Raw genomic sequence first — 23,804 nt, 5'->3', positions numbered from 1 at the left:
GCCGAGCCTATCCCGACGGCGCTCGTTCTAGACGGCAGGGTCCTGCAGGTCCTGCGGCGCGGCGCGTGGGGTGAGTTCGGCGCGGAGCGGCCAATCCTGGCCGTCCAGGATGATCTGGGCGCACCGGCCGGTGTCGGCGTTCACCACGATGGGAGCCATCAGGTTCACGGTCGTGCCGGTCTCGCCCGGGTTGGTCACCACCAGGACCATCGCCTGCTCTGGCGCGGCGAGGTCGAGGGCCCTGGCGTGCTCGTCGGAGATCACGGGCGCGTAGTCCGGCAGGTACACCGACGCGTCGAGCACGAACAGCCGGGTGTGCTCGTCGATGGCTGACTGCAGGGCGAACAGTCCGGCGGCGCCGGTGATCTCGCGCAGCTGGAAGTCGGTCAGCGGGGCCAGTCCGGGCGGCGGGGAGAGGAAGCTCAGGGTGGCGGTCATGAAAGGAAGTCCATCAGGGTCGGTTGAATCACGCGGGCGGTGACGGCGAGGGCGGACTGGTAGGCGACCTCCTGCAGCTTGAGGTCGAGGATCACCGTCGCCAGGTCGGCATCCTCGAGCTGTACCCGCTGTGCCTCGAGGGTGCCCTTCTGGGTGGCCAGTGCGGCGGTGGCGCTTTCGATGCGGGTCTGCCGGGCGCCGACGTCGGAGTTGGCGGCGATAACCCTGTTCAGGGCGGTGTCGATGGCGCCCAGATGGCTCGACACCGTCGCCGGCGAGTTGCGCAAGGCATCCGAGACCGTCGCGAGCAGGGCGAAGATCGAGTCGGGGCCACTGCCGAAGACGGCGGCGCCGTCGGCATCCACCCGCACCGTGCTATCGGCGCCTACGCGCCGGTCGACCCCGGGGGTGGATCCGCCGCTGTGCACGCCAGCGTCGGTGAACGCCACGCCGGTGTCGGAATTGCCGGCGAAGACGGTGCGGCCGAGGTGCGTCGCGTTGGCCTGGCTGAGCAGGTCCTGTTTGAGGCCGTCAATCTGCAGGGCGATGGCTTCCCTGGCAGCCGGCGACATGGTGCCGGCGTTCGCGCCCTGAACGGTGAGGTCGCGCACCCGGTTCAGGATGGTGGTGCTCGCGCCGAGCGCGGTGTCCAGCGCGGTCAGCCAGCCGTTGCCGTTGTCGGCGTTGCGGGTGTACTGGGCGGTGGCACGCTGCTCGGCACGCACCGCGAGGGCGTTGGCGGCGCGGGCGGGGTCGTCGGAGGCCCGGCTGATGGTCTTCAGCGAAGAGGACTGCTCCTGCAGCTGGGCCAGGCGCTGGGCGCTGGCCTGCAGATTGGCCTGGGCAGCGCGCATCTGGGTCTGGCTGGTCACGCGGGGGATCATCGGCTACCTTCCCACCAGTCCGGTGCGGTTGATCAGGGTGTCGAGCATCTCGTCCACGGCCGTCATCACCCGGGCGGCGCCCTGGTAGGCGTGTTGGAAGGTCAGCAGGTTGACGTTCTCCTCGTCGATGTCGACCGAGGAGTTGGACAGCTGCAGGGTGACCGCGGCGGTGGCCGACAGGTTCGCCGACGATGCCTGGGCGAGTTCGATGCCGGTGGCGACGCCGAGCCTGGTGACGAATTCGGACCAGACCGAGTTGGGGGAGGAGACCGGGAGCCCATCCTTGTCCACCGCGTGCGTGGTACCGAGCTGGGCGATCTTGTCGGCGTTGGCGCCGTTGGCTGCCCCGGCACCGACGGCGCCAGCGGCGATCTCGTCGGCATTCGTGGGTACCACTCTCAGCGATGCGGCGGCATTGCCGTTGACGTACTCGAAGAACTTCCCGCCGGGTTCTCCGGTGCTGGTGACCCCGTCCAGGTGGATACCGTTGACGGTGTCGGCCAGATGCACTGCGAATCCGTTGTACGACGCCGCGGCCTGGGCAAGCGCGCCGCCGGTACCGGCCGAATCCGCGGGTCCCAGTAGAGAGAGTGCGCCAGCAAGTTCGCCGCCATCGATCCCGACGGTTTCGGGGCGGTGGGTCCAGACCACGCGCACCGCGTTGGTGGCATCGGATGCAGTGGGCATGGTCGTGGGACCGACGACCGCCAGGGTCTGCACGTCGGTACCGGATACCAGGGGGTTTCCGCCGATCAGGACGTCTACGGTGCCGTTGGCCTGGGGGCGCACGCTGGCCCCGGTGATGGCGGAGATCGTGGCGGTGAGCGCGTCACGCTTGTCGATGAGTTCGTTGGCCGACCCGCCGGAGGCGAGGGTCTGGCGGATGATGCCGTTGAGCTCGCCCACCTGCGCCGCGGCCCCGTTGACCTCGGTGACCAGCGCATCGGCGCTGCCGCGTACAACGGCCCATTCGTCGGTCACGGCGCGGTATCCGGCGGTGATCTGGCTGGTGAGCTGGCCGGCCTCGCCGAGCAGCAGCCCGGCGGATGCGGCGGGGTCGGCCCCGTTGGCCAGATCCTGCCAGGCCGCCCAGAATTCCTGCAGCTGGTGGGAAAGCCCGTTGACGCCGGGTTCCTTGAGCGAGTTCTCGACCGAGCCGAGGGCATTGGCGCGCACGGCGGTGTAGCCGGCGGTCGCGGCGGTCGCCCGAACCTTGGCATCCAGGGTGGCACTGCCCAGGCGCGCGATGCCGTCGACGGATACTCCCGTGCCGGGGGTCGCGCCCCAGGCGACGAGGCCGGCCCGCGCTGCAGCGTTGGTGGCGGAGGTCGTCACCCGCTGGCGGGTGTAGCCCTCGGTGTTGACGTTGGCGATGTTCTGCCCCACCACGTCGAGCCCGGCGCGAGCCGCGACGAGTCCGGAGTATGCGGTGTTCAACCCGCCGAATGTGCTCATAGGGTCCTCAGTGGTGGAGTCATCGCGGAAGTCTCACAGGCTCTGGTCGAAGAGTCGGGCACCGGCGCTCTGAGCCCCGGAGGCACCGCGGGAATCGTAGGTGGTGGCCTGCGCGTCGACGCCGGCCAGGGATTCCTGGGTGTAACGCGCGGCCGAACGCAGGAACTGCTCGTTCACGTCCCGCAGGCTGCGGATCTGCGCGATCAGCTCGGTCATGGCCGTCAAATGCGCGGTGAGGATGTCGCCCCACGGGCCGGCGGGCGCCTGCTGGACCAGTTCGCTCAGCGTGGCGTCCGGTGAGGTGCCCCACTCCTGGGCGACCGCGGCCACCTCGACCGATCGGCCCAGGCCGGCCTCGCGCACCAGCTCGAGTACCTGCTCCACCTCGCGGGTGGCGTGCTGAATCCAGCGCGTGCGGCCGGCGCTGAGCAACAGCTGTTCCTCGTCGAGCTTGAAAACGAGCAGTTCGAGCAGTTCACGTTCGCGCCACAGCAGGGCGGACAGTTCATTGGCACCCATGTCGTCACTGCCCTCCCGCTGTTGAAAACCCGATGGTCCATCGTACGAGCCCATGCTCGTTCGGGGGTACTATCGGCCGGTTCTCCCGGTTGGTTAGCGGCATTCTGGTCACACCGCGCACGCAGGACCCGATTTCCGGTGGCCGAGTCCTCTAAAGAGAGGACACCGTAAGCCCCGTTCTGGGGGCACGCCTACGCCAGAATCAACAAGCGCGGTTGTTACCGTAATAGCTAGGCGAAAACACACCGAAACGGGACCCGAACCCCTGTTCCGGCGGGCTGTTTACGCTCTTGATACGACGTCACCCCCCACGCGTGCTTACCCGGCAGTGAAACGCAGAACCAGTCTTGCGCTCACCGTCAGCGAGAACAACGCCGGCACCAACCAGGAGGGCAACCGTTGAACCGTTCGGAACGTAACCGGCTTGTCGTCGACAACCTGCCCCTCGTCGGCTATCTCGTCTCCGAAGTCTGGGCCAAGGCTCGCCACCTCTCCCGCGACGACCTGGCCTCGGCCGGCTCTCTGGCCCTGATCACCTCCGCGGACGCGTTCGACCCGGACCTGGGCGTGCCGTTCGGCGCCTTCGCCCGCCGCCGCATCATCGGCGCCTTCGCCGACGAGATGCGCTCCAACGACTGGGCCACCCGGATGGCCCGCCGCCGCATCAAGGACACCCGCCAGGTGCAGGAGACCCTCGCCTCCGCGCTCGGCCGCAGCGCCACCGTCGACGAGATCGCCTCCGCGCTCGGCGTGGACCGCGAGACCGCTCTGGCCGGCCTGGCCGACTCCGAGCGCACGCTGAGCACCCTCGACGACAGCACCGCCGAGTTTCTCGTCGCCGACACCGTGCTCCCCGAGGAGTCCCTGCTGTCTGCCGAGCGACTCGCCTACCTGCGAGCGGGCGTGTCTGCGCTGCCCGAGCGGATGCGGCTGATCATCGAGCAGGTCTACTTCGAGGACCGCTCGGTCAAGGAGATCGCAGCTAGCCTCGGCATCACCCACTCCGCCGTGTCCCAGCAACGCTCGGAGGCCATCCGGTTGTTGCGTGACGGCCTGGGCACCCACTACGCGGACGACGCGGAGGCCGACTTCGTACCGGAGTCCACCGTGGCGCCGGCTCGCCGCAGCGCCTACCTATCGCGGATGGCCGACCAGGCGATGCTCGGCATGGCCCACCTGGCGCACGACAGGATGCCGGCCGCAGTTCCCGTCCTCTCCGCGGCCCCCGCCGCTCCCATGGCTTACACGGTCGACGGGTTGGCCGGCGTCACCGATATCGCCCACGCGGAGGCGGTCACGCTCGACAGCCGCGAACTTTTCTCCAGCAACGGCTAACGCGCCGCGGGGTGGGGCCGATAGGTCTCAGTGTCAGCCCATGGATGGGCCGGCGCACACCACCCAATCACGGAGGAACACATCATGGGTATGCAGATCAACACCAACCTCGCGGCGAACAACACCTACCGCAACCTGGCTTCGACCCAGACCGACATGGCCAAGTCGCTCGAACGCCTCTCCAGCGGCCTCCGCATCAACCGCGCAGGCGATGACGCGGCCGGTCTGGCCATCTCCGAGGGACTGAAGTCGCAGGTCGGTGGCCTCACGGTCGCCAGCCGCAACGCCCAGGACGCCGTCTCGGTCATCCAGACCGCTGAAGGTTCTTTGAGCGAGGTGCAGACCATTCTGCAGCGCGTTCGTGACCTCGCCGTTCAGGCCGGTAACGGCTCGAACAACGCCAAGTCCCGCGACGCCATCGCCACCGAGGTCACGGCGCTGGGCCTGGAGCTGACCCGCATCAGCGAGTCGACCAACTTCAACGGCACCAAGCTGCTCAACACGGCGGCTGCGACCACCGACCTGACGTTCCAGATCGGCGCCGGTGGCACCGCCGCAGCCGACCAGATCGACGTCAAGCTCACCGACGTTTCCGCCATCGGAACCGCCGTCTCCGGACTCGCGACAGCCGGCTTCGCCGACTCCGCAGCGGCACTCGCGACGATCAACACGATCGACGGCCACATCACCGCTGTGTCCACCTCGCGCGCCTCGCTCGGTGCCGACCAGAACCGGTTCGAGAGCGTCATCCGCAACCTCGCCGTCTCCAAGGAGAACCTCACCGCAGCCGGTTCGCGTATCCGCGACACCGACATGGCCGAGGAAATGGTCAAGTACACCCGCTCCAGCATCCTGTCGCAGGCCGGTACCGCCATGCTCGCGCAGGCGAACCAGTCCAACCAGGGCGTTCTCTCGCTGCTGCGCTAAATCACGGACTGACCGACCGACCGGCCCAAAAGCCGCAGAGTCGACTGACCGGGAATCGGCCGGTGGCACGCACGATCTGACCTGGACCTCAGACCGAGCGGGCCGCCGGCCACTCGCACACCCGCAGACAACGGAACGGACACGGCGCCATGGGACTCTCCATCGATGGCCTGATCAGCGGCCAGGACACCACGACCCTGATCAACAACCTCATCGCGGTCGAGGCGATCCCGCAGACCCTGCTCAAGGGCAAGGTCTCCGCCGCCCAGAACTACACCACCGCCGTGCAGGGCCTGAACACCCAGGTCGCCGCTCTCAACGACGCCGCCACCAAGGCCGCCAAACCCGCCAGCTACGACCTCTACACCGCCACCAGCAGTTCCAGCCAGGTCACCGCGACCACGAGCACCGGCGCCGCCGCCGGCGTGCTCGACATCACCGTCGGCCGGCTCGCGCAGAACCAGGTCACCGTCACCGGGCCGCTCACCGCCTGGCCCGACGCCACCCTCACCCTCACCGACGCGGCCGGAAAAGCCACCGTGCTCACCCCGGCCTCCACATCGCTCGACGACGTCGTGACCGCCGTCAACGCGGCCGGGCTCGGCATCACCGCCACCAAGGTCGCCGTGGGCGCCGACGGCTTCCGCGTGCAGTTCAGCAGTGCCGCCCCCGGCGCCGCCGCGTCTTTCACTCTCACCGGCGGCACGGTCCCGACCACCCAGGTCAAGGCCGCCCAGGATGCCCAGGTCACGCTGTGGGCAGGCACCACGGCCGAACAGACGATCACCTCGGGCAGCAACACCTTCACCAACCTGCTGCCCGGCCTGGATGTGACCGTCCAAGCGGTCTCCACCACACCGGTCACGCTCACCGTGACACGGGACGACGCCGCCATCACCAAGATCGCCGGCGGCCTCGTCAGCGGCCTCAACGACATCTTCGCCGTCATCACCAACCGGTCGGCCGTGTCGACCACGACCGACTCCACAGGTAAGAGCGTCACCACCGCCGGGCTCTTCGCCGGCGACGGCACCATCCGCACGGTCAACCAGAACCTGCTCACCGCCGCGTCGATGCCCGTGGACGGGCGCTCCCCGTCGGAGATCGGCATCAGCATCACCAAGAGCGGCACCCTGGAATTCGACGCCGAGAAGTTCGCCGCTGCCCTGGCCAAGGACCCGGCCGGCGTGATGAAAACCGTGCAGGAGATCTCCGGCCGGGTCGCGTCGGCCGCGGCGACGGCATCGGACAAATACGACGGCACCCTCACCACCACCATCACCAGCCAGCAGTCCCAGGTGCGCACGATGGGCCTGGAGATCAGCGACTGGGACCTGAGGCTCACGGCCAAACGCACCTCGCTCGAACGGGTCTACACGGCCATGGAATCCAGGCTGGGTGAGCTGAAAACGCAGTCCTCCTGGCTCACCTCGCAGATCAATTCACTACCCGATACCTACACAGGGAGCTCCAGCTGATGACCACCGCACTGTTCCCACCCCACCAGCTTTCGATGCCACAGCAGTCAGCCCAGCCTTCGGCGGCCCAGCTGGCCGCCGCACAGGCCAAACGCGCCCAGCTCAACCGTGAGGCCGTGCTGTCGGCCACGCCGGTGCGCCTGCTCACCATGCTCTACGACAGGCTGATGCTCGACCTGGACCGCGCCGAGGCCGCCCAGGACGGCGAGAACTGGCCGATCGCCTCCGAGAACCTGCTGCACGCCCAGGCCATCGTCGACGAACTCACCACCTCGCTCAACGTCACCGCGTGGGACGGAGCCGACGGGCTGCTCGCCATCTACACCTACGTCTCGAACGCGCTGATCGGTGCGAACATCCACCGTGACGTTGCCCGCACCCGGGAGAGCATCGTTCTGCTCGAGCCGCTGCGTCAGGCCTGGCACGAAGCGGCCGCTGCGTTGCCGGCGACGCCGACCGCGGCGAGCGGAGAGGGCTACCGTGGAGTCGCCTGAGGTCCACTCCAGCAGCGCCCGGCCCCACAGCACCCGTTCGGGCCTCGCCGCGCCGGGGGAGCCGCGCACCAGCAACGCCGAATGGCTGCAGGTGCTCGACGAGCTGGAGACCAGCCTGGGCAGCGGTGCCCGGGACGCCGTGCTCTCCGCCCAGGGCGGCCAACTCGTGACCGGGGTGCAGTGGCGTGCCCCCGAACACATCGGCCAGCTCCCGCGCGAACTCGAGGAACGGGCGCGGGTGCTGCTCACCGGCCAGCTCGAACTGATCCGCGAGATCGAGGATGCACGCCGCTCCGCCGGCGCCCACCTGGCCGCCGTGCGCACCATCCTCTCCACCCACCTCTCCGACCAGCCGGTCTATCTGGATATCGCGGGCTGACCCGGCAGAATTTCTGACAGATTCCCTGACAAATATCCCGAAACGTCCTAACGAACGCTCGTCGACGGCCGATAGCTACGGATGAGCACGGATTGCTCATCACAGGCCACGGATCGGCCGTCCGGCACATTGACGACGAATCGGGCCCCTGCGTGATTGAATCCGTGACCACCGCGGCGCTGACCAGCGCCCTGGACGGACTGGCCCTGCGCCAGCGCACCATCGCGAACAACATCGCGAACGTGAACACCCCCGGCTACCAGGCCCAGCGGGTCTCGTTCGAGGACGCCCTCGCCCAGTCGGTGCGGGACGGCGACGGCCACACCGCGGCCAGCACCGCACGCTCGCTGGAGCCGACCAGACTCGACGGCAACAACGTGAACCTCGACACCGAAACGGTCTCGAACATCGACACCGTGCTGCGCTACCAGTTCGCCGCCCAGGCCGTGGCGGGCGCCGACTCGAGCATGCGCGCAGCGCTCCGGACCAGCTGATGGGCCTCGACGCTCTCGGCATCGCCGGCACCGGTCTCACCCTGCACCGCAAGTGGCTCGACGCTGTCGCCGACAACATCGCCAACGCCAACACCGCGACCGCCACCTCCGGGGATGCCTTCCAGGCCCGGTACATCGTCGCCCAGGAGGGTGAGGGCGTCTCGGGTGCCTACGTGGCCGGCGCCGCGCTGGGCGACGCCGAGGGCCTGCTCGTCTACGAACCCGACAACCCCATCGCGGATGCCGACGGCTACGTGCGCCGCCCCGACATCGACATGGCCGAACAGATGGGCGAGCTGATCATGGCCCAGCGCGGCTACCAGGCCAACGCCGCGGTCATCGACCGGGCCAAGACCTCCTATGAAGCCGCCCTGCAGATCGGACGCAACTGATGACCATCCCCGCCATCGGCTCCGTGCCCGCCGTCAGCGCCACGTCGTACCTGCCCGCCAGCACGGCCACGGGCGCCACCGAATCCTCTGACACCGGCTTCGCCAGCGCCCTGACCGGCGCGGTGAACAACCTCCAGCAGCTGCAGTCCACCTCCAACAGCTACGCCATCCAGGCCGTCACGGGCGACCTGGACGACATCCACACCGCCACCATCGCGTCTTCACGCGCCGCGGTCACCCTTGAGCTCGTCGCTGCCGTGCGCAACAAGGGCGTCGAAGCGTTCAACGACATCATGAGAATGCAGGCCTGATGCCCGCTCAGATCACCTCGGTGTTCCGTCGCCTGGGCAACGCCGTCCGCGAATTCACCGTCGCCCAGCGCACCATGGCCATCATCGGGGTCGCCGTGCTCGCCCTGGGCACCGCCGCGCTCACGATGTGGGCCACCCAACCGGCGTACACCCCGCTGTACTCGGGACTGAGCGGTTCCGACGCCAACACCATCGTGGAGCAGCTGCGCACCGACGGTGTCGCCTACGAGCTGAGCGACGGGGGAGCGACCATCCTGGTGCCGGAGGCCGACGTCTACGACCAGCGGCTCAAATCCGCCGCCGCCGGCCTGCCGACGTCGAGCACCGGAGGCTACTCGCTGCTGGACACCATGGGGGTCACCGCCTCCGAGTTCCAGCAGTCGGTCACCTACAAGCGGGCCCTCGAGGGCGAACTCGCCGCGACCATCGAGGCCATGAAGGGTGTGCAGACCGCTTCGGTGCGGCTGGCGATCCCCGAGGCCACGGTGTTCACCGAGAAGACCAATGATCCCACCGCATCCGTCTTCGTGGGCACCCGGAACGGCGTCACCCTGAACGCCGAGCAGGTGCAGGCCATCGTGCACCTCACCAGCGCCTCCATCGACGGCATGAAGCCCACGGATGTCGCGGTCATCGACGCGGCCGGCGTCGTGCTCTCCGCCGTGGGCGTCGGGGCCACGGGGTCGGCCGGCCAGCAGGCCGGCGACTACGAGGAACGGGTGCGCGGTTCGGTGCAGGCCATGCTCGACAAGGTCGTGGGCCCCGGCAACGCCACCGTCGTGGTCGCCGCAAATATGAGCAACCAGAGCGCCCAGGTCGTGGAGGAGACCTTCGCGGTTCCCGAGAACGCCCCGGCGCTCAACGAGGCCGTGACGACAGAGTCCTACTCCGGTGCCGGGGATGCCGCGGCCGGTGTGCTCGGACCCGACAACATCGCCGTGCCGGCCGAGACCACGGCGGACGGCACCTTCACCAGCGAGGACACCACCCGTAACAACGCCATCAACAAGGTCACCGAAACGCGCACGGTGCCCGCAGGGGAGATCAACCGGCAGACGGTGTCGGTGGCGGTGAACGCCGCGGTCGCCGAAGACCTCAACGTGGCCGACCTGACCAGCCTGGTGTCCTCCGCCGCCGGCATCGACGTAGCCAGGGGAGACGCCGTGACCGTGGAGGTCGTGAGCTTCAACGCCGCCGGCGCCGACGCCGCGGCTGCGGCGCTGGCCGAGGCCGCCGCGGCCGAAGAGGCCGCCCGCAATGCCGGCATCCTGCAGGTGGGGCTGATCGTGGCCGGCACCGTGGTCGCTTTTGTGCTCGGGCTGATCCTCTACGCCAGGCGCTCACGCCGGCAGAGCCGCAAGGCCATCGAGCTGAGTGACCTGGTGCAGGCGCGGTCTGCGCTGGATGCGCCGACGGTGCCGTTGTCGTTGCCGCCGCAGATGGCGCCACTGTTCATCGACTCCACGCCCACCGAGGTCTACCCGGTCGCCGGCGGCGGTGCCCTGCCCAGCGGCGGCGACCAGCGGGTGGCCGACATCGACGCCCTTGCCCTGCGTGACCCGCAGATGGCGGCCGAGATGCTGCGCGGTCTGATGGACGATCGGCAGCCCGCATGATGGACGCCAAGACCGGCCTGACCGGCACCCAGAAGGTGGCCGTGGTCCTGATGACCATGGACCAGCAACGCGCGTCAGAGGTGATGAAGCAGTTCTCCGAGGTCGAGGCGGCCGAGATCATCGCCGAAATCGTGCAGCTGCGCCGGGTCGACGCGTCGGTCATGGACAGCGCCGTAGCCGAGTTCCACGAACTCACCACCATCGGCGCCCGCAACCCGCGCGGCGGTCACGCCGTCGCGGTCGGACTGCTGGAGAAGTCTTTCGGCGCCGAGCGGGCGGCCGGCGTGATGAGCCGGGTGGCGACCTCCATGGCCGGCAAGGCATTCGAGTTCCTCGACACCGTCGACTCGATGCAGGTGCTCGCGCTTCTCGACGGCGAACTGCCGCAGACCATCGCCCTGGTGCTCGCCCACCTGCGTCCGGAACACGCCTCCGCGATCCTCTCCGGGCTGGACGGCCCGGTACGCACCGATGTCGCCCAGTGCATCGCCTCCACCGGACCGGCCACGCCGGAGGCCGTGCGGGTGGTCACCGACATCCTCAAGAAACGCATCGGAGCCGTCGCCGCGTCGCGGGACTCCGCCGAGGTCGTCGGCGGTGTGCAACCGCTGGTGGAGATCATCAACCGCGCCGACATCAACACCGAACGGGCCCTGCTCGAGGCGCTGGATGAACGCGACCCGGTGCTCGCCGAAGAGGTGCGCTCCCGCATGCTCACCTTCGCCGACATCATCAAGCTGGAGAACCGCGATGTGCAGCTGGTGCTGCGCGGCATCGACGCCGCCGTGCTGGCCGTGGCCATGAAGGGGTCCACCGAGCTGGTCGTCGACATCATCCAGCGCAACCTCTCCGAGCGGAACCGGGAGATCCTGAACGACGAGGTCATCGGCCTCGGACCGGTGCGGGTCTCGCAGGTGGAGGAGGCCCGCGCCACCATCGTGCGGTCCATCCGCGACCTGGCCGCTCAGGGCGCGATCACCGTGCAGCGCGCCGACGAGGATGACTTCGTTGTTTAGCGCGGCACGCACCGGCGCTGGGGTTCCGGATGCCGACTTCTCGGCGCTGGTCTTTCCCACCCTCGCCGACGCCGGGGGGAATATCGGACGCGATGACGACCGCGCCAGGGTCGAGCGCCAGTGGCAGGCCAGAGGCCACGCCGCCGGGTACGCCGAGGGACTGCGGGCGGCGGCGGCGGCCGTCGACGCGCGGGTGGCCACGCTCGAGGCCGAGCATGCCGAGCTGATGCAGGCCGCCGGCCGGCAGCGCGACCGCACGTTGGAGGTGCTCAACGCCGTGGTCCGCGCGCTCGAGACCCGTACCGTGCCGGTGCTCCACGACGTCGAAGACACCCTGCTCGGCGCCGCCATCGACCTGGCCGAGGCGATCATCGGCCACGCTCTCGCCGACGAGGCGACCGCGGTGCGCTCGGCGCTGGCTCGCACCCGGGCCGACGGGGCAGCGGGGTCTCTCGGTCACACTGTGCGGCTGAACCCGCACGACCTCGCTGCCCTCGACGGCTCCGCACTCGACGGCTCCGCGCTGGCCGGGTCTGGCGTCACCCTGGTGGCGGATGCGAGCCTGTCCCGCGGCGACGCCGTCAGCGAGTTTCCCGACGGCTACCTCGACGCCCGCATCGGCAGTGCCCTGCAGCGGGCAAGGGCGGCGTTGGCCGGAGGCGTGTCATGACCCTCACTAGGCCGGACAGCACCGACCGCCTGGCCAGAGCCCTGGCGGCGGCCCGCCCGGAGCGGGTGGGCGTGGTCGCGTCGATCGTGGGCCTGAGCGTGGACGTGCGCGGGCTGAACGGCGCCATCGGCGACCTCGTCGTGATCGGCGGACCCGGATCGCAGGCAGGCACCGGTGCCGGGGGCGTTGACGCCGAAGTCGTGGCCACCACCCCCGATGGCATGCGCTGCATGCCGTTGGCCAGGCTCACCGGCATCCGGGTCGGCGACCCCGTGCGTGCCGGTGGCGGCGGCACCGGCTTCCTCGTCCCGACCGGTTCCGGCCTGCTGGGCCGGGTGATCGACGGGCTCGGCCGTCCCATCGACGGCAAGGGACCACTCGTCGTGGAGCAGCGGGTGCCCCTTGATCACGCCAGCCCGTCCGCCATGGCGAGGTCGCGCATCCAGTCGCCCTTGCAGCTGGGGGTACGGGTGCTCGACACCCTCACCACCGTGGGCAAGGGCCAGCGGATGGGCCTGTTCGCCGGTTCCGGCGTGGGCAAGTCGTCGCTGCTGTCGATGATCGCCCGCGGCACCGATGCCGAAGTGTCGGTGATCGCCCTGGTGGGCGAGCGCGGGCGCGAGGTGCGCGAGTTTCTCGAGGACGACCTCGGCGCCGAGGGACTGGCCAGGTCGATCGTCGTCGTGTCGACCTCGGACGAGCCGGCCATGATGCGCCTGCGGGCCGCGTTCGTCGCCACCCGCATCGCCGAGTCGTTCCGCGACCGGGGTGCCGACGTGATGCTGATGATGGACTCGCTGACCCGGGTGGCGATGGCCCAGCGGGAGATCGGACTGTCGGTGGGCGAGCCGCCCGCCACTCGCGGCTACCCGCCGTCGACGTTCTCACTGCTCGCCCGCCTGCTCGAACGGGCCGGCACCGACCAGGCCGGCTCCATCACCGGCATCTACACTGTGCTCGTCGACGGCGACGACCACAACGAACCCATCGCCGACGCCGCCCGGTCCATCCTCGACGGCCACGTGGTGCTCGACCGCAAACTTGCCGTGCTCGGCCATTTTCCCTCTGTCGACGCCCTCGCCTCGATCTCCAGGGTGGCCTCACGGGTGACGACGCCTGAGCAGGCCGCCGTGGCCGGCACCCTGCGTGCGGTGCTCGCCGCCCGGCGCGCCGCACAGGACCTGCTCGACGTTGGCGCCTATCGCCGCGGCACCAACCCGTTGGTCGACGCCGCCGTGGAGCACGACGCCGCCATCACCGCGTTCCTGCAGCAGCGGATGGACGAGCACACCCCGGCCGCCGAGGCCTGGGACAGACTCGCCGCGCTGGCCCGGCTGCTGGGCGGTGCCCGATGACCCGCCAGTTCTCTCTCGCCGGCCTGCTGCGCCTGCGCCACCTGCAGCAGGACCAGGCCGCGGGCGACCTCGCCGTCGCCAATGCACGGCTACGGGCCGCCGCGACCCGCATCGACGAGACCCGTGCCGCGCTGGAGCACCTGCCGATCAGCGCCACCGGCGCCGACACCCTTTACGCGATCGCCGCCGCCCGGGCGTCATCCCGCAGCATGCTGGCTGAACTCGCGGCCCTCGACGCGGTCGCCCAGCAGGGCGTCGTCGACGCGCAACGCGAATTCGAGTCGAGGAAGTCCGCCGCCGTGAGCCTGGAGAAGCTCGAGGGGCGCCACGGCGACCTGGCCGCGGCCGAAGACCTGCACGCCGAACAGACCATCATCGACGAGATAGCGTCGACCGGCTGGCACCGACGGCTGGGCGACGAACGAGCCGGCACCGCTTCGTCGGGCACCGGGGCACCAACGGGGGAGAAGCGATGACGATGGTGGAAGCGCTCGGCCGGATGGGCGAGATTCAGGCCAGGCTGGTGCAGCTCAACGACCTTGTCGCCGGCGGTACCGGAGCGACGAGCGTCACGGCCGGCAGTGGGGCCGGGTCGTCAGTCTCCGCGACCAGCTTCGCCGATGCCCTCGCCGCGGCCACCGGCACGACAGCCCCGACCACCGGCGCAGCCGGCTCGGGAGCGACCGGTGCCGGCGTCGTCGCGGCGGCGGAGAAGTACCTGGGCGTGCCATACGTCTTCGGCGGCGAGGACAGCACCGGAATGGACTGCTCGGGTCTCGTGCAACGCGTCTACGCCGACCTCGGCATCGAGGTGCCCCGTCTGGTGTCCGGGCAGATGACCATCGGCACCGAGGTGGCGTCGCTGGCCGAGGCCAAGCCCGGTGACCTCATCGTCACCGGCGGCGGCGACCACATCCTGATCTACGCCGGCAACAACCAGGTGATCCACGCGCCATACGAGGGGCGCACGGTCAGCAAGGTGGATGCCTACATGGACGATTCCGAGATCACCACCATCCGCCGGGTGATCCCCGATCAGGCGGCCACCGCCAGCGTGGCATCGAGCTCCACCGACCTGCTCACGGCGGCATTCGCGTCGATGTTCAACGGCGCCGCGTCCAACGGCAGCGCGTCCACCGGCTCCTCGTCCGCTTCGGCACTGTCCCTGTCTGGATTGCTCTCGTGACCGCGCCCACGCAGTTCCCTCGTTCCCCGGGAGCGCCCGGGGTCGCCCCCGGTCGCGGGTCCCGCGGTTCCCAGCCGGATCCCGCCGTCGGCGCCGACGCGTTCGCGGGAGCGTTGCGCGGTGCCGCGTCCGGTCCGGAATCCGGCGCCGGATCGGTTGGGGCACGTCGCGTAGCTTCTGCAGGCCCCGGCGGTGCTGGGCCCGGGGGAGCTGTCCGTAGCGGTGTTCCTTCCAGCGGTGGCACCGCGCTCAGCAGGCCCGTGCCCACCCGGCCCTCACCCACCACAACCGCATCCGCGAGCCGCACCGAACCCAGCGACACTGAACCCGGCGACGACGCTGAACTCAACGACGAACCCTTCGCGTCTGCGCCTGCCGCGTCCCTTCCCACAGGGTCGCCGTCGGTATCTTCCGCAATCGTCGCGTCACCTCAGCCGGGATCAGGTTCGGCCGTGGCCGGAGCCCTGCCGGGCGGGATGAGCCAAGCGTCGGCTTCACCTGCCGATCCCGGCGCCACCCCGATCGGCCCCGGCATCGTCGCCCCGGTCGGAGCGGGGGATGCCGGTGTCGGATCCGGAGCCGGCCCCGCTGCGCCGATGGCACCGGCCTTGGGCCAGCCGGCGGGAACCGCCGCCACCGGGCACGCAGCACCCGCTACTACCGGGAGCACCGACACCAGCATCGCCCCGATCGGCACCGCGGCGAACGGCACTGCCGCGGACGAAACTGCCGCGAACGGAACTGCCGCGAACGGAACTGCCGCGAACGGCACCGCCGCGGACGGGGCCGCGTTGATCGCGACCGCAACGGCCGCCACTGCCGCGACCCCTAGTGCCGCGACCGCCGCTGCCGCGACCATCATTGCCGAGACCACCCCTGCCGCGAACGGGACCTCGTTGACCGCGGCCGCAGCGACCGACACTGCTCCGACCACCACTGACGCGACAGTCACCGACGCGACAACCACCGACGCGACCGCCCCTGCCGCGACCGCCTCTGCCGCGACCGCCTCTGCCGGCACCGCGGCTGCCGCGACCGGCACTGCAGCGACCGGCACCGCAACGACCGGCCCTGCCGCGACGGCGACTGCAGTCACCGGTGCTGGCACGACGGCGATTGCGGCGACCGATACTGCCGCCGGCGCCGCCGGTGCCGTGGGGTCGCCCCGGACGCCCGGTGCGGCTACAGACGAACCCGCTGGCGCTGAGGCACCAGCGGCCGGCCTCACTCTGGCGGCCGCCTCCGGGCCGGTGGCCGCGGTACCCGTCAACGGCTCAACCGCCGGTGCCCCGGCGCTGCCGCCCTCGACCGGTCCTGCCGTTCCGGCGCCGCTGGCGAGCCAGGTGGCCCGTCCGCTGTTCACCCTGGCGGCCGCCGGACCCGGCGAACACACCATGTCGATCAGCGTCACCCCCGATGAGCTCGGGCCGGTCCTGGTGCGGGCGCAGATCAGCGCCACTGGCATCCGTCTGGAGCTCTTCGCCCCCACCGACGTCGCGCGGGACGCCCTGCGGCTCATCCTGCCCGACCTGCGCCGCGACCTGGCCGGCGGCGCACTGTCGGCGAGCCTCGACGTCTCCACGCGCAGCCAGCCCGGCGATGCCGGCTCGTCGGGCCGGCAGGACCGCCCCGCCGCCGACCAGCCCGGCCAGGGCAACGCGGCGCTCGGCGGAGATCCGCGCGGAGCCCAGGACCGCCGCCGGGAATCCGGTGCACCCGACCAGTGGCTGCGGTCCCCGCCGATCGGCGCCGACGCCGCGGACCCGCTAGCGGACCCGACCCAACCCGACCAGACCAGGGGACGTATCGATGTTCTCGCCTGACCCGCCGCCCGGCACCCCTTTGCCCTGTACCTCACCACGCACCGCTCACCGCACGCAGCCTCCCAGAAACGAGAACCCATGACCGTCGACGCCGTCGGCTCCGTGTCCACCGCCGCAGCCGACTCCAGCGCCGGAGCCAGCCTCTACTCGACGACACCGGTGCGCACTCCCAAGCAGACTCTCGATTCCGAGACCTTCATGTCGCTTCTGGTGGCGCAGTTGCGCAACCAGGATCCGAGTTCGCCCATGGACACCAACCAGATGATCTCCCAGACCACCCAGCTGGCCATGATGGAGAAACTCACCGCGCTGTCCACCACCGCGGACGAGAACTTCTCGCTGCAGATGCGCACGGCCGCAGCCGCTCTCGTCGGACAGAACGTCACCTACACGGATGCCACCGGCGCGAGCGTCACCGGCATCGCGTCAGCGGTCTCCTACGCCGGCCCGGTGCCCCAGGTCACCGTCGGCACGGCCAGCGTGGCTCTCGACGCGATCTCGGGGGTGACCGCCCCCACCGGGTGATCCGGCTCCGCGCCCGCACCCAGCGAGCCCGCCACTCGCCAGCTCGATCTGCACCAACGCGACACACTCCCGCAAACCGGGCGGGGTCGCCGCATCCCTACTCCGTCATCACCTTCTGAAAGGCAGCACCCATGCTTCGCTCCCTGTACTCCGGCATCTCCGGCCTTCGCGCCCACCAGACCATGCTCGACGTCACCGGCAACAACATCGCCAACGTCAACACCACGGCGTTCAAGGGCTCGGCCACCCAGTTCCAGGACACCCTCTCGCAGCTCACCCAGGGCGCCGGCGGCCCGGGCGCCACGACCGGCGGCACCAACCCGGCACAGGTGGGCCTCGGTGTGCAGGTCGCCGGCATCGCCACCAACTTCGCGCAGGGGTCGTCGCAGGCTACCGGCAAGGCATCCGACATGCTCATCTCCGGCGACGGGTTCTTCCTCACCCAGCAGGGCGGCGAGACCATCTACACCAGGGCCGGCTCCTTCGACTTCGACTCCGCCGGTCGCCTCGTCACCCCGTCGGGTGCGATCGTGCAGGGCTGGGGCGCGGTGGATGGCGTGGTCAACGAGGGCGGCGCTGTCGGGGACCTGTCCCTGCCGCTGAACGCGGTCGTTCCGGGCAAGGCGACGAGTTCGGTCGCGATGAGCGGCACCTTGCCCTCTGATGCTGTCGGAGGCACGCAGCTGCTGCGAGACATCAAGGTCTACGACGCCTCGGGTGCTGCCCGAACGGTCTCCCTAACCTTCACCAAGGCTGCGACGGGCAGCGGTTGGGGTGTCTCGGGTACCGATGGCGGCACTGCGGCAACGACCACGCTGGGCTTCACCGGCAACGTCGTGACGTCCGGCGGCTCACTCGTCATCGGTGACCCCGCCGCCGGCGGAATCACCGTGGACCTCAGCGCGCTGAACGGCCTGGCCGGTATCAGCACTGTGGGGGTCAAGTCGCAGGACGGCAGCGCCCCCGGCTCGCTCGAGTCCTACACGTTCGGCAAGGACGGCACCCTAATCGGTCTGTTCAGCAACGGTGAGCAGAAGGCGCTGGGCCGGATCGCCCTCGCCACTTTCACCAACCCGGGCGGGCTCGAGAAGACCGGCTCGAACGGATACCGGGCCACCTTCAACTCCGGCACCGCCGAACTCGGCGCTCCCGGTTCCGCCGGCTTGGGCTCGCTCACCGGTGGAGCCCTGGAAATGTCCAACGTGGACCTGTCGCAGGAGTTCACCAACCTGATCGTCGCCCAGCGCGGCTTCCAGGCGAACGCCCGCATCATCACCACCTCCGACGAGGTACTGCAGGAACTCACCAACCTCAAGCGCTAACGCAGCGCACGTGCCGGCTTGATCAGGCCCTGGGCGGTGCTGTTGTTTCAGGCGGCCCGTCCCGGGTGCGGCCGGGCATCTCGATGAGTGTTTGGCCGGGGTCGATGGTTGTGGGTGGGCGGAGCCAGTAGCGGCCGGTGTTTTCGAAGATCTGCCAGTGCTGGTTGTGGAGCAGCAGGTGGTGGGCGGGGCAGAGCAGGATGCCCTGGTTGATGTCGGTTCTGCCGTGGTCTCTGAGCCAGTGTTCGATGTGGTGGGCTTCGGTGAACGCCGGTGGGCGGTCGCAGCCGGGCCACCGGCAGCCGCCGTCGCGGGCGGCGAGGGCCCGGCGTTGGGCCCGGTTGAACAGGCGTTGTTCGTGGCCCAGGTCCAGGGGCCGGTTGAACTCGTCGACGGTGATCTCAACACGTCCCGAGTCGCAGATGAGGCGTTCGATGGTTTCGGGGGAGACCGGGGCGTTGTTGCCCTCGATGTAGCCGTGCCCGGTTTGGCCGGGAAGGGAGATCAGGACGTTGTCGGCGGCGGGTTCGCCGGCGTTGGCCGGTTCTGCCGGTTCTGCCGGTCCTGCCGGTTTCGCGGGCGCTGCGGGCCGGGCCGTCGTGGCGGTGGTGGTGAGGATCTGCACGGCGGGGCGGCGGCCGCCGAGCATCTCGTTGGGGTTGATGGTGGTGCCGGCTTTGAGGAGGTCGAGGAAGCCGTCGCAGGTGATTTGGCTGGTGTTGCGGGGGTCGTTCTTGACGCGTTTGGCCCAGGCGGCGCGTTCGGTGTCGACGAAGCGCACGCCGCCGCGACGGGGGCTGGTGAGACTGTCGAAGGTGGCTTTGATGAACTCGCCCTGTTCCGCCGGGAAGAGCCCGTCGATGCGGACCTGGCCGGTGTTCAGGGTCCAGATGCGCAGGTAGCGGTCGTCCCAGGCTTTCTGTTCCCGTACCCTAATGCCGGCCTCGTCGAGGCTGTCGCGTACCTGCCGGGCCCGTTTGAGGAGCTGGTCCACGTCCATCGCCGCGGCGTCGGCGAGCAGCCCGGCGAGGGCGTCGGCGAGGACCGGGCCGGTGACGACGGTATCGATGTCGCCCAGGCCGGTGCGTAGGGCGTGCGCGGCATCGATCGAGAGGGTGCCGCCGGTCACGGCGTGCGAGATCGGTGCGTGCCACGGCATCGGCGCCGGCAGCGGAACGACCGGAGCGACCCCGTCGTGGCCGTCGACCCCGTCGAGCGCATCAGGGATGTCCGGGTCCAGCGCCCCCTCGAGTAGCCGGCGGGCCGCTTCGGCGTCGATCGCGGCGGCCTGCGCTTGGGCGTCTTCGACCTCGGCGAGCATCCGGCCCACCCCCACGAGCTTGCGGGACTCGACCTTGCTGGTGCCGGTCAGCTTCTGAATCAACCCCTCGGGATTGAGGAAGCCCTGCTGCGCAGCCAGACCGGACTGGCCCAGCTCCCATCGGGAACGCTGGGCCAGGGTCTTCGCCAGCCACGCCTTGCGGGTGTCCAGCTCGCGTTGGGCCCGGGCCAGGGTCTGCTGACCGGACAGGACGGCGGCATCCGTGAGCTTGTCGTAATCGACACTGCAAGAGCCCAGTCGGGCCACGTCGACCGCCGCATCCACCAGCCCATCGCCGCGGGAAGCGGCGAAGATGTCTGCGATACTCGACTGGTTTGTCATGCCCCGAATCTAGCCCGATTCCGAAACTTTGTGTGAGCAAAAGTCAACTTGTGGATAACCTCTTTTTTGGGCCATTCCTGGGCCCCGTGCGTTAGCTTGACCTCATGGACGCACGAGCGATCGGCTATGGGGGACACATGAGAACGGCAGCAGCCAGGGCCACGCGGGCCGGAGCCATCCTCGCCGCGGCTGCGCTCTGCCTGGGCGTTGCGCTGGCCCCGGCACCGGGCACCAGCGAGGCCAATGAAGCGGCGGCACCGTGGCGCGTCACCGAGCACGCCGGGGCCGGGCTCGCCACCGACCATGACGCCATCATGGCTCGGGAGATCTACCCCGGCCACACCCTTGCCGAGCTGAACTACTCGCCTCAAGAGCAGGAGTGGGCGCTCTACCAGAAGCCTCTGGGTGACGCCGCGAGTGTCATCGAGACCGAGTTCGCCGACGACTACGCCTACTGCTACTTCGGAGAGTCGCACACCTTCACGATGGGCTTCGCCGGCGATGCGCCGGCCGGGGCGATCGCGGTGCTCGATGCTACCGGTCTGCCCTACACCACCGTCGAAGGCCTCGGCTTCTCTGCGACCGAGTACCAGGCCGCCGCTGACGCCGTGACAAGCCAGGTCGTCGATGCACTCGACGAGGCGGGACTGAGATCGACTGCAGGATTCACGGTCGGGTCGGATCCCACCACTCAGCCCCGAGTCATCGTGGTGTCGATCATGGGTGACAACGCCGCAAGCCGCCAGGCGGGGATGGCCGCTGTCGGCGCACCCACGATCAGCGCGCCATTCTCGGTGACCGTCCTCGAAGGCGACGGGATGCCCACCGTGGTTGCGTTCTAGCCCGCACGGCTCCGGCTCACATCGCGGCCGCTAACGCAACGCAGTGAGCAGCCGACAGTGGTTGTCGACGGCTGCTGGAGTCGTCCGGGAACCAGGGACGGGTCCATGATCGTTGTAACCAGGCTGAACGACAGTCAGTTCGCGATCAATCCCGACCTCATCGAACGCATCCACGTCAATCCGGACACCACCCTCGTGATGGTGGATGGCGCCAAGTTCATCGTCACCGAGAGCCTGGCCGAGGTCATCGAGAAGATCGCGGCCTACCGGGCGCACGTGATCGGCCTGGCCTACAGCTCCGGAGATGGTTCCGTCGTCGACCCCGACACCCGGCCGGACGCCGTTGTCCCCCTGCGCCCCCGGAGGATATAAATGGATCCCGCAACCCTGATCGGCATCGTGCTCGCCTTCGGCGCGCTCTTCGCGATGATCACCATCGAGGGCTCGCACATCACCGCGATCCTGTTGCCCGCCCCGATCGTGCTGGTTTTCGGCGCCACTATCGCCGTCGGCGTCGCCGGCGGAACCCTGCGCGACACCGTCAAGGCCATCAAGGCGCTTCCCGGTGCCTTCCTGGGTAAGACCACCCCGCCCCAGAAGCTCATCGACCAGGTCGTCGGTCTGGCCGAGAAGGCGCGCAGCTCCGGGCTGCTCGCCCTCGAGCAGGAGGCCGACACGATCACCGACCCGTTCCTGCGCGGGGCACTGCAGAACATCGCCGACGGCACCGACGGTGATGAGCTGCGCATCCTGCTCGAAGACGAGATCGCCACCCGCACCAAGGAGAGCCGTAACGCGGCCAAATTCTTCACCACCCTCGGCGGCTATGCCCCCACGGTCGGCATCATCGGCACCGTGATCTCGCTCACCCACGTTCTCGAGAACCTCGACACCCCGTCCACCCTCGGCCCGATGATCGCCGCCGCGTTCGTTGCGACGCTCTGGGGGCTCCTGTCCGCGAACTTCCTCTGGCTGCCGATCGGCAGCCGGCTGAAGAGGCTTTCCGACATCGAGGCTGAGCGGATGATCCTCCTCATGGAGGGCGCGCTGGCCGTGCAGGCCGGCAGTCAGCCACGCCTGCTCGGCGAGCGGTTGCAGGCCATGGTTCCGATGGCATCCGCCAAGGGCGCCAAGGCCGGAAAGTCGTCGTCCAAGCCGCTCAAGAAGGCCGCGTGAGCGGACGCGGCCGGGGCCGTGGTCGCGGACTCGAGGAGGAACACGAGGAGCACGTCGACGAGCGCTGGATGGCCTCGTACATGGACATGGTCACCGTGCTGATGTGCATGTTCATCGTGCTTTTCGCCATGTCGACGGTGGACCAGGCCAAGTTCGTGCAGTTGAAGAACTCGTTGGCGACGGGCTTCGGAGCGGTGGACGTGGGCAAGGTGGACACCGCGGAGGGCATCGTGGTGCCGGCCGACCTTGTCGACACCCCGGCGGTGAACCAGGATGTCGGTCTCACCGACCTCGATCTCGCGATAGCCGAGGTCAACGACCTCACCGCGGTGCAAGCGGCCATGCAGGCGGCGCTCAGCGCGGTCGGCCTCGACGCCCTCGTGGAGTACACCATCGACGAACGCGGCCTCTCGGTGGGCCTGATCGGCTCCGAGACCTTCTTCGAACCCAACGTCGCCACCCTCAGCGGCCAGGCGGTCTCGGTGCTCGACACCATCGGCCCGGTGCTGGCCGGCAGTCAGCGCGGGGTGTCGGTGGAGGGGCACGCCGACCGGCACGGCGTGACCATCAACTACCCGACCGACTGGGAGCTCTCCAGCGCCAGGGCCACCCAGGTGCTGCGGCACCTGGTGGAGCGCACCGGGGTGGCCCAGGACCGGATCGGCGCGATCGGATACGGTTCGGCCCGGCCGGTGGACACCGGTGACGACCTGGCCGCGATGGCCCGCAACCGGAGGGTCGACGTGGTGCTGCTCTCCAATCAGCCAGACAGCGTGCGTGCCCTGATCCCGTCGGTGCTCGACGGCACGGCCGTGCCCGACGAGACGGCGCCGGCCAAGAGCGTCCCGGCCAAGAGCGGCCACAAGACGGGCAGTGACAAACCCGTGGTCAGCTCCGGCCACTGAGGTCCCGGAATCCGCCGCCGGCCGGGCAGCGTCCGCCCAGGAACAGGCTTGCCCGGATAACCTTCAATTCCAGGCTCCGTCAGGAAGGTCTTTCATGGCCAACGACAAGACCATTCTGAAGACCAGCGCTGGAGTTGAAGCGCTCCTCACGCTATTCCGGTCTGAAACCACGCTCTTCCCGTCCAACACGGCGATTGTGCTCGAAGCTACGGCTATTCCTTCCGCCGCGACAGGGCAATTTGATGCTGTCTACGGGCGGGCCCTCAAGCGCTATCTCGACGCAGCGGCCCGCACGGGGATTCGCTACGCCGGAGCGCCTCCCTTATCCGGTGCTCAGGTGATGCTGGCGGAGATTCGAGTGACACCGCCAAGAGCAATGCGGACGATCGGACGAGAGATCCAAGGCAAGGGGGGTACGGGTACGGAATGGGTGGCTCGATGGACATGGGACCTCGCCGGGATTGAGTCCATCGACGGAGAGCTGCTGATTCAGACAGCGGTCGATGCAATCACACTGCCCGTGCCCCGACGGTGAGGCTGGCAGCCGCAGCAGCACGATGGTCGAGACCCCTCGCGCGCAGCATATTCTCTCAGTGAGC

Annotated in this window: 27 protein-coding genes; 22 read left to right on the top strand and 5 right to left on the bottom strand. The window is 69.4% G+C overall.

Annotation, left to right across the window (positions count from 1 at the left end):
- Window positions 1-27: 27 nt before the first annotated feature.
- The 4 genes from E3T19_RS13515 to E3T19_RS13500 are packed head-to-tail and all read right to left on the bottom strand — an operon-like array spanning window position 28 to window position 3,296.
- Window positions 28-438: a flagellar assembly protein FliW gene (locus tag E3T19_RS13515; RefSeq protein ID WP_088455984.1), complete on the bottom strand. Its 411-nt coding sequence runs from the start codon at window positions 436-438 to the stop codon at window positions 28-30.
- The gene (locus E3T19_RS13510; RefSeq protein ID WP_240632440.1) at window positions 435-1,310 is read right to left on the bottom strand and encodes a flagellin; all 876 of its coding nucleotides are present in this window, start codon (window positions 1,308-1,310) and stop codon (window positions 435-437) included. The genes E3T19_RS13515 and E3T19_RS13510 overlap by 4 nt, the downstream gene beginning before the upstream one ends.
- A 15-nt stretch (window positions 1,311-1,325) precedes the next feature.
- A complete protein-coding gene (gene flgK / locus E3T19_RS13505; RefSeq protein ID WP_088455986.1) occupies window positions 1,326-2,777 on the bottom strand; it encodes a flagellar hook-associated protein FlgK in 1,452 nt (483 codons plus the stop codon).
- Window positions 2,778-2,810: 33 nt separating this feature from the next.
- Complete coding sequence (locus tag E3T19_RS13500) at window positions 2,811-3,296, bottom strand: flagellar protein FlgN (protein ID WP_088457965.1); 486 nt, start codon at window positions 3,294-3,296, stop codon at window positions 2,811-2,813.
- Window positions 3,297-3,695: 399 nt separating this feature from the next.
- On the opposite strand from E3T19_RS13500, the gene E3T19_RS13495 reads away from it, so the two are divergent.
- The 17 genes from E3T19_RS13495 (at window position 3,696) to E3T19_RS13415 (ending at window position 18,619) form a co-directional block, all read left to right on the top strand.
- On the top strand, window positions 3,696-4,631 hold the full coding sequence (locus tag E3T19_RS13495; RefSeq protein ID WP_088455987.1) for a sigma-70 family RNA polymerase sigma factor: 936 nt from the start codon (window positions 3,696-3,698) through the stop codon (window positions 4,629-4,631).
- A gap of 84 nt (window positions 4,632-4,715) precedes the next feature.
- On the top strand, window positions 4,716-5,558 hold the full coding sequence (locus E3T19_RS13490) for a flagellin (RefSeq protein WP_088455988.1): 843 nt from the start codon (window positions 4,716-4,718) through the stop codon (window positions 5,556-5,558).
- A gap of 149 nt (window positions 5,559-5,707) precedes the next feature.
- Window positions 5,708-7,036: a flagellar filament capping protein FliD gene (gene fliD / locus E3T19_RS13485; protein ID WP_103479124.1), complete on the top strand. Its 1,329-nt coding sequence runs from the start codon at window positions 5,708-5,710 to the stop codon at window positions 7,034-7,036.
- A 35-nt stretch (window positions 7,037-7,071) separates the two neighbouring features.
- Window positions 7,072-7,530 (top strand): flagellar export chaperone FliS, encoded by a 459-nt coding sequence (gene fliS / locus E3T19_RS13480; RefSeq protein WP_088457966.1) that lies wholly within the window; start codon window positions 7,072-7,074, stop codon window positions 7,528-7,530.
- Window positions 7,517-7,909, top strand: a complete 393-nt coding sequence (locus tag E3T19_RS13475) for a hypothetical protein (protein ID WP_088455990.1) — start codon at window positions 7,517-7,519, stop codon at window positions 7,907-7,909. The genes fliS and E3T19_RS13475 overlap by 14 nt, the downstream gene beginning before the upstream one ends.
- Window positions 7,910-8,061: 152 nt before the next feature.
- Complete coding sequence (locus E3T19_RS13470) at window positions 8,062-8,403, top strand: flagellar basal body protein (protein ID WP_088457967.1); 342 nt, start codon at window positions 8,062-8,064, stop codon at window positions 8,401-8,403.
- Window positions 8,403-8,795, top strand: coding sequence for a flagellar basal body rod protein FlgC (locus E3T19_RS13465; protein WP_088455991.1), 393 nt, complete (start codon window positions 8,403-8,405; stop codon window positions 8,793-8,795). Before E3T19_RS13470 ends, E3T19_RS13465 begins: the two co-directional genes overlap by 1 nt.
- Window positions 8,795-9,106, top strand: a complete 312-nt coding sequence (gene fliE / locus E3T19_RS13460) for a flagellar hook-basal body complex protein FliE (RefSeq protein WP_103461893.1) — start codon at window positions 8,795-8,797, stop codon at window positions 9,104-9,106. The genes E3T19_RS13465 and fliE overlap by 1 nt, the downstream gene beginning before the upstream one ends.
- Window positions 9,106-10,722, top strand: coding sequence for a flagellar basal-body MS-ring/collar protein FliF (gene fliF / locus E3T19_RS13455; RefSeq protein WP_134409065.1), 1,617 nt, complete (start codon window positions 9,106-9,108; stop codon window positions 10,720-10,722). Before fliE ends, fliF begins: the two co-directional genes overlap by 1 nt.
- Window positions 10,719-11,738, top strand: coding sequence for a flagellar motor switch protein FliG (gene fliG, locus E3T19_RS13450; protein WP_370028236.1), 1,020 nt, complete (start codon window positions 10,719-10,721; stop codon window positions 11,736-11,738). Before fliF ends, fliG begins: the two co-directional genes overlap by 4 nt.
- Window positions 11,731-12,408 carry a FliH/SctL family protein gene (locus tag E3T19_RS13445; RefSeq protein WP_121678481.1) on the top strand — a complete coding sequence of 226 codons (678 nt, stop codon included), beginning with the start codon at window positions 11,731-11,733 and terminating at the stop codon, window positions 12,406-12,408. The genes fliG and E3T19_RS13445 overlap by 8 nt, the downstream gene beginning before the upstream one ends.
- Window positions 12,405-13,763 (top strand): FliI/YscN family ATPase, encoded by a 1,359-nt coding sequence (locus E3T19_RS13440; protein ID WP_088455996.1) that lies wholly within the window; start codon window positions 12,405-12,407, stop codon window positions 13,761-13,763. Before E3T19_RS13445 ends, E3T19_RS13440 begins: the two co-directional genes overlap by 4 nt.
- Window positions 13,760-14,239: a hypothetical protein gene (locus E3T19_RS13435; protein WP_088455997.1), complete on the top strand. Its 480-nt coding sequence runs from the start codon at window positions 13,760-13,762 to the stop codon at window positions 14,237-14,239. The genes E3T19_RS13440 and E3T19_RS13435 overlap by 4 nt, the downstream gene beginning before the upstream one ends.
- Window positions 14,236-14,949: a C40 family peptidase gene (locus E3T19_RS13430; protein ID WP_088455998.1), complete on the top strand. Its 714-nt coding sequence runs from the start codon at window positions 14,236-14,238 to the stop codon at window positions 14,947-14,949. The genes E3T19_RS13435 and E3T19_RS13430 overlap by 4 nt, the downstream gene beginning before the upstream one ends.
- Before the next feature lie 452 nt (window positions 14,950-15,401).
- Entirely contained in the window at window positions 15,402-16,772 is a 1,371-nt protein-coding gene (locus tag E3T19_RS19190; protein ID WP_134409064.1) for a flagellar hook-length control protein FliK, read from the top strand.
- Window positions 16,773-16,850: 78 nt separating this feature from the next.
- Entirely contained in the window at window positions 16,851-17,297 is a 447-nt protein-coding gene (locus E3T19_RS13420; RefSeq protein ID WP_134409063.1) for a flagellar hook assembly protein FlgD, read from the top strand.
- Between the two features lie 131 nt (window positions 17,298-17,428).
- On the top strand, window positions 17,429-18,619 hold the full coding sequence (locus E3T19_RS13415; RefSeq protein ID WP_088456001.1) for a flagellar hook protein FlgE: 1,191 nt from the start codon (window positions 17,429-17,431) through the stop codon (window positions 18,617-18,619).
- Window positions 18,620-18,641: 22 nt separating this feature from the next.
- Here the strand turns inward: E3T19_RS13415 and E3T19_RS13410 are convergent, their stop codons facing one another.
- Window positions 18,642-20,282 (bottom strand): HNH endonuclease signature motif containing protein, encoded by a 1,641-nt coding sequence (locus E3T19_RS13410; protein WP_134409062.1) that lies wholly within the window; start codon window positions 20,280-20,282, stop codon window positions 18,642-18,644.
- A gap of 137 nt (window positions 20,283-20,419) precedes the next feature.
- Here E3T19_RS13410 and E3T19_RS13405 point away from each other — a divergent pair, with 137 nt between their 5' ends.
- From E3T19_RS13405 to E3T19_RS13385, 5 genes are all read left to right on the top strand, one after another.
- Window positions 20,420-21,124: a hypothetical protein gene (locus E3T19_RS13405; RefSeq protein ID WP_088456003.1), complete on the top strand. Its 705-nt coding sequence runs from the start codon at window positions 20,420-20,422 to the stop codon at window positions 21,122-21,124.
- A gap of 105 nt (window positions 21,125-21,229) precedes the next feature.
- A complete protein-coding gene (locus tag E3T19_RS13400) occupies window positions 21,230-21,496 on the top strand; it encodes a flagellar FlbD family protein (RefSeq protein WP_088456004.1) in 267 nt (88 codons plus the stop codon).
- The gene (locus tag E3T19_RS13395; protein ID WP_088456005.1) at window positions 21,497-22,300 is read left to right on the top strand and encodes a motility protein A; all 804 of its coding nucleotides are present in this window, start codon (window positions 21,497-21,499) and stop codon (window positions 22,298-22,300) included.
- A complete protein-coding gene (locus E3T19_RS13390; RefSeq protein WP_103479132.1) occupies window positions 22,297-23,205 on the top strand; it encodes a flagellar motor protein MotB in 909 nt (302 codons plus the stop codon). Before E3T19_RS13395 ends, E3T19_RS13390 begins: the two co-directional genes overlap by 4 nt.
- 94 nt (window positions 23,206-23,299) lie before the next feature.
- Window positions 23,300-23,740 carry a hypothetical protein gene (locus E3T19_RS13385; RefSeq protein ID WP_088456007.1) on the top strand — a complete coding sequence of 147 codons (441 nt, stop codon included), beginning with the start codon at window positions 23,300-23,302 and terminating at the stop codon, window positions 23,738-23,740.
- The last annotated feature ends 64 nt before the right edge of the window (window positions 23,741-23,804 follow it).

Source organism: Cryobacterium sp. TMT4-31 (assembly GCF_004403385.1).
In the GTDB taxonomy this organism is placed as follows: domain Bacteria; phylum Actinomycetota; class Actinomycetes; order Actinomycetales; family Microbacteriaceae; genus Cryobacterium; species Cryobacterium zongtaii.
This window is presented reverse-complemented; position numbering and strand designations above follow the sequence as displayed.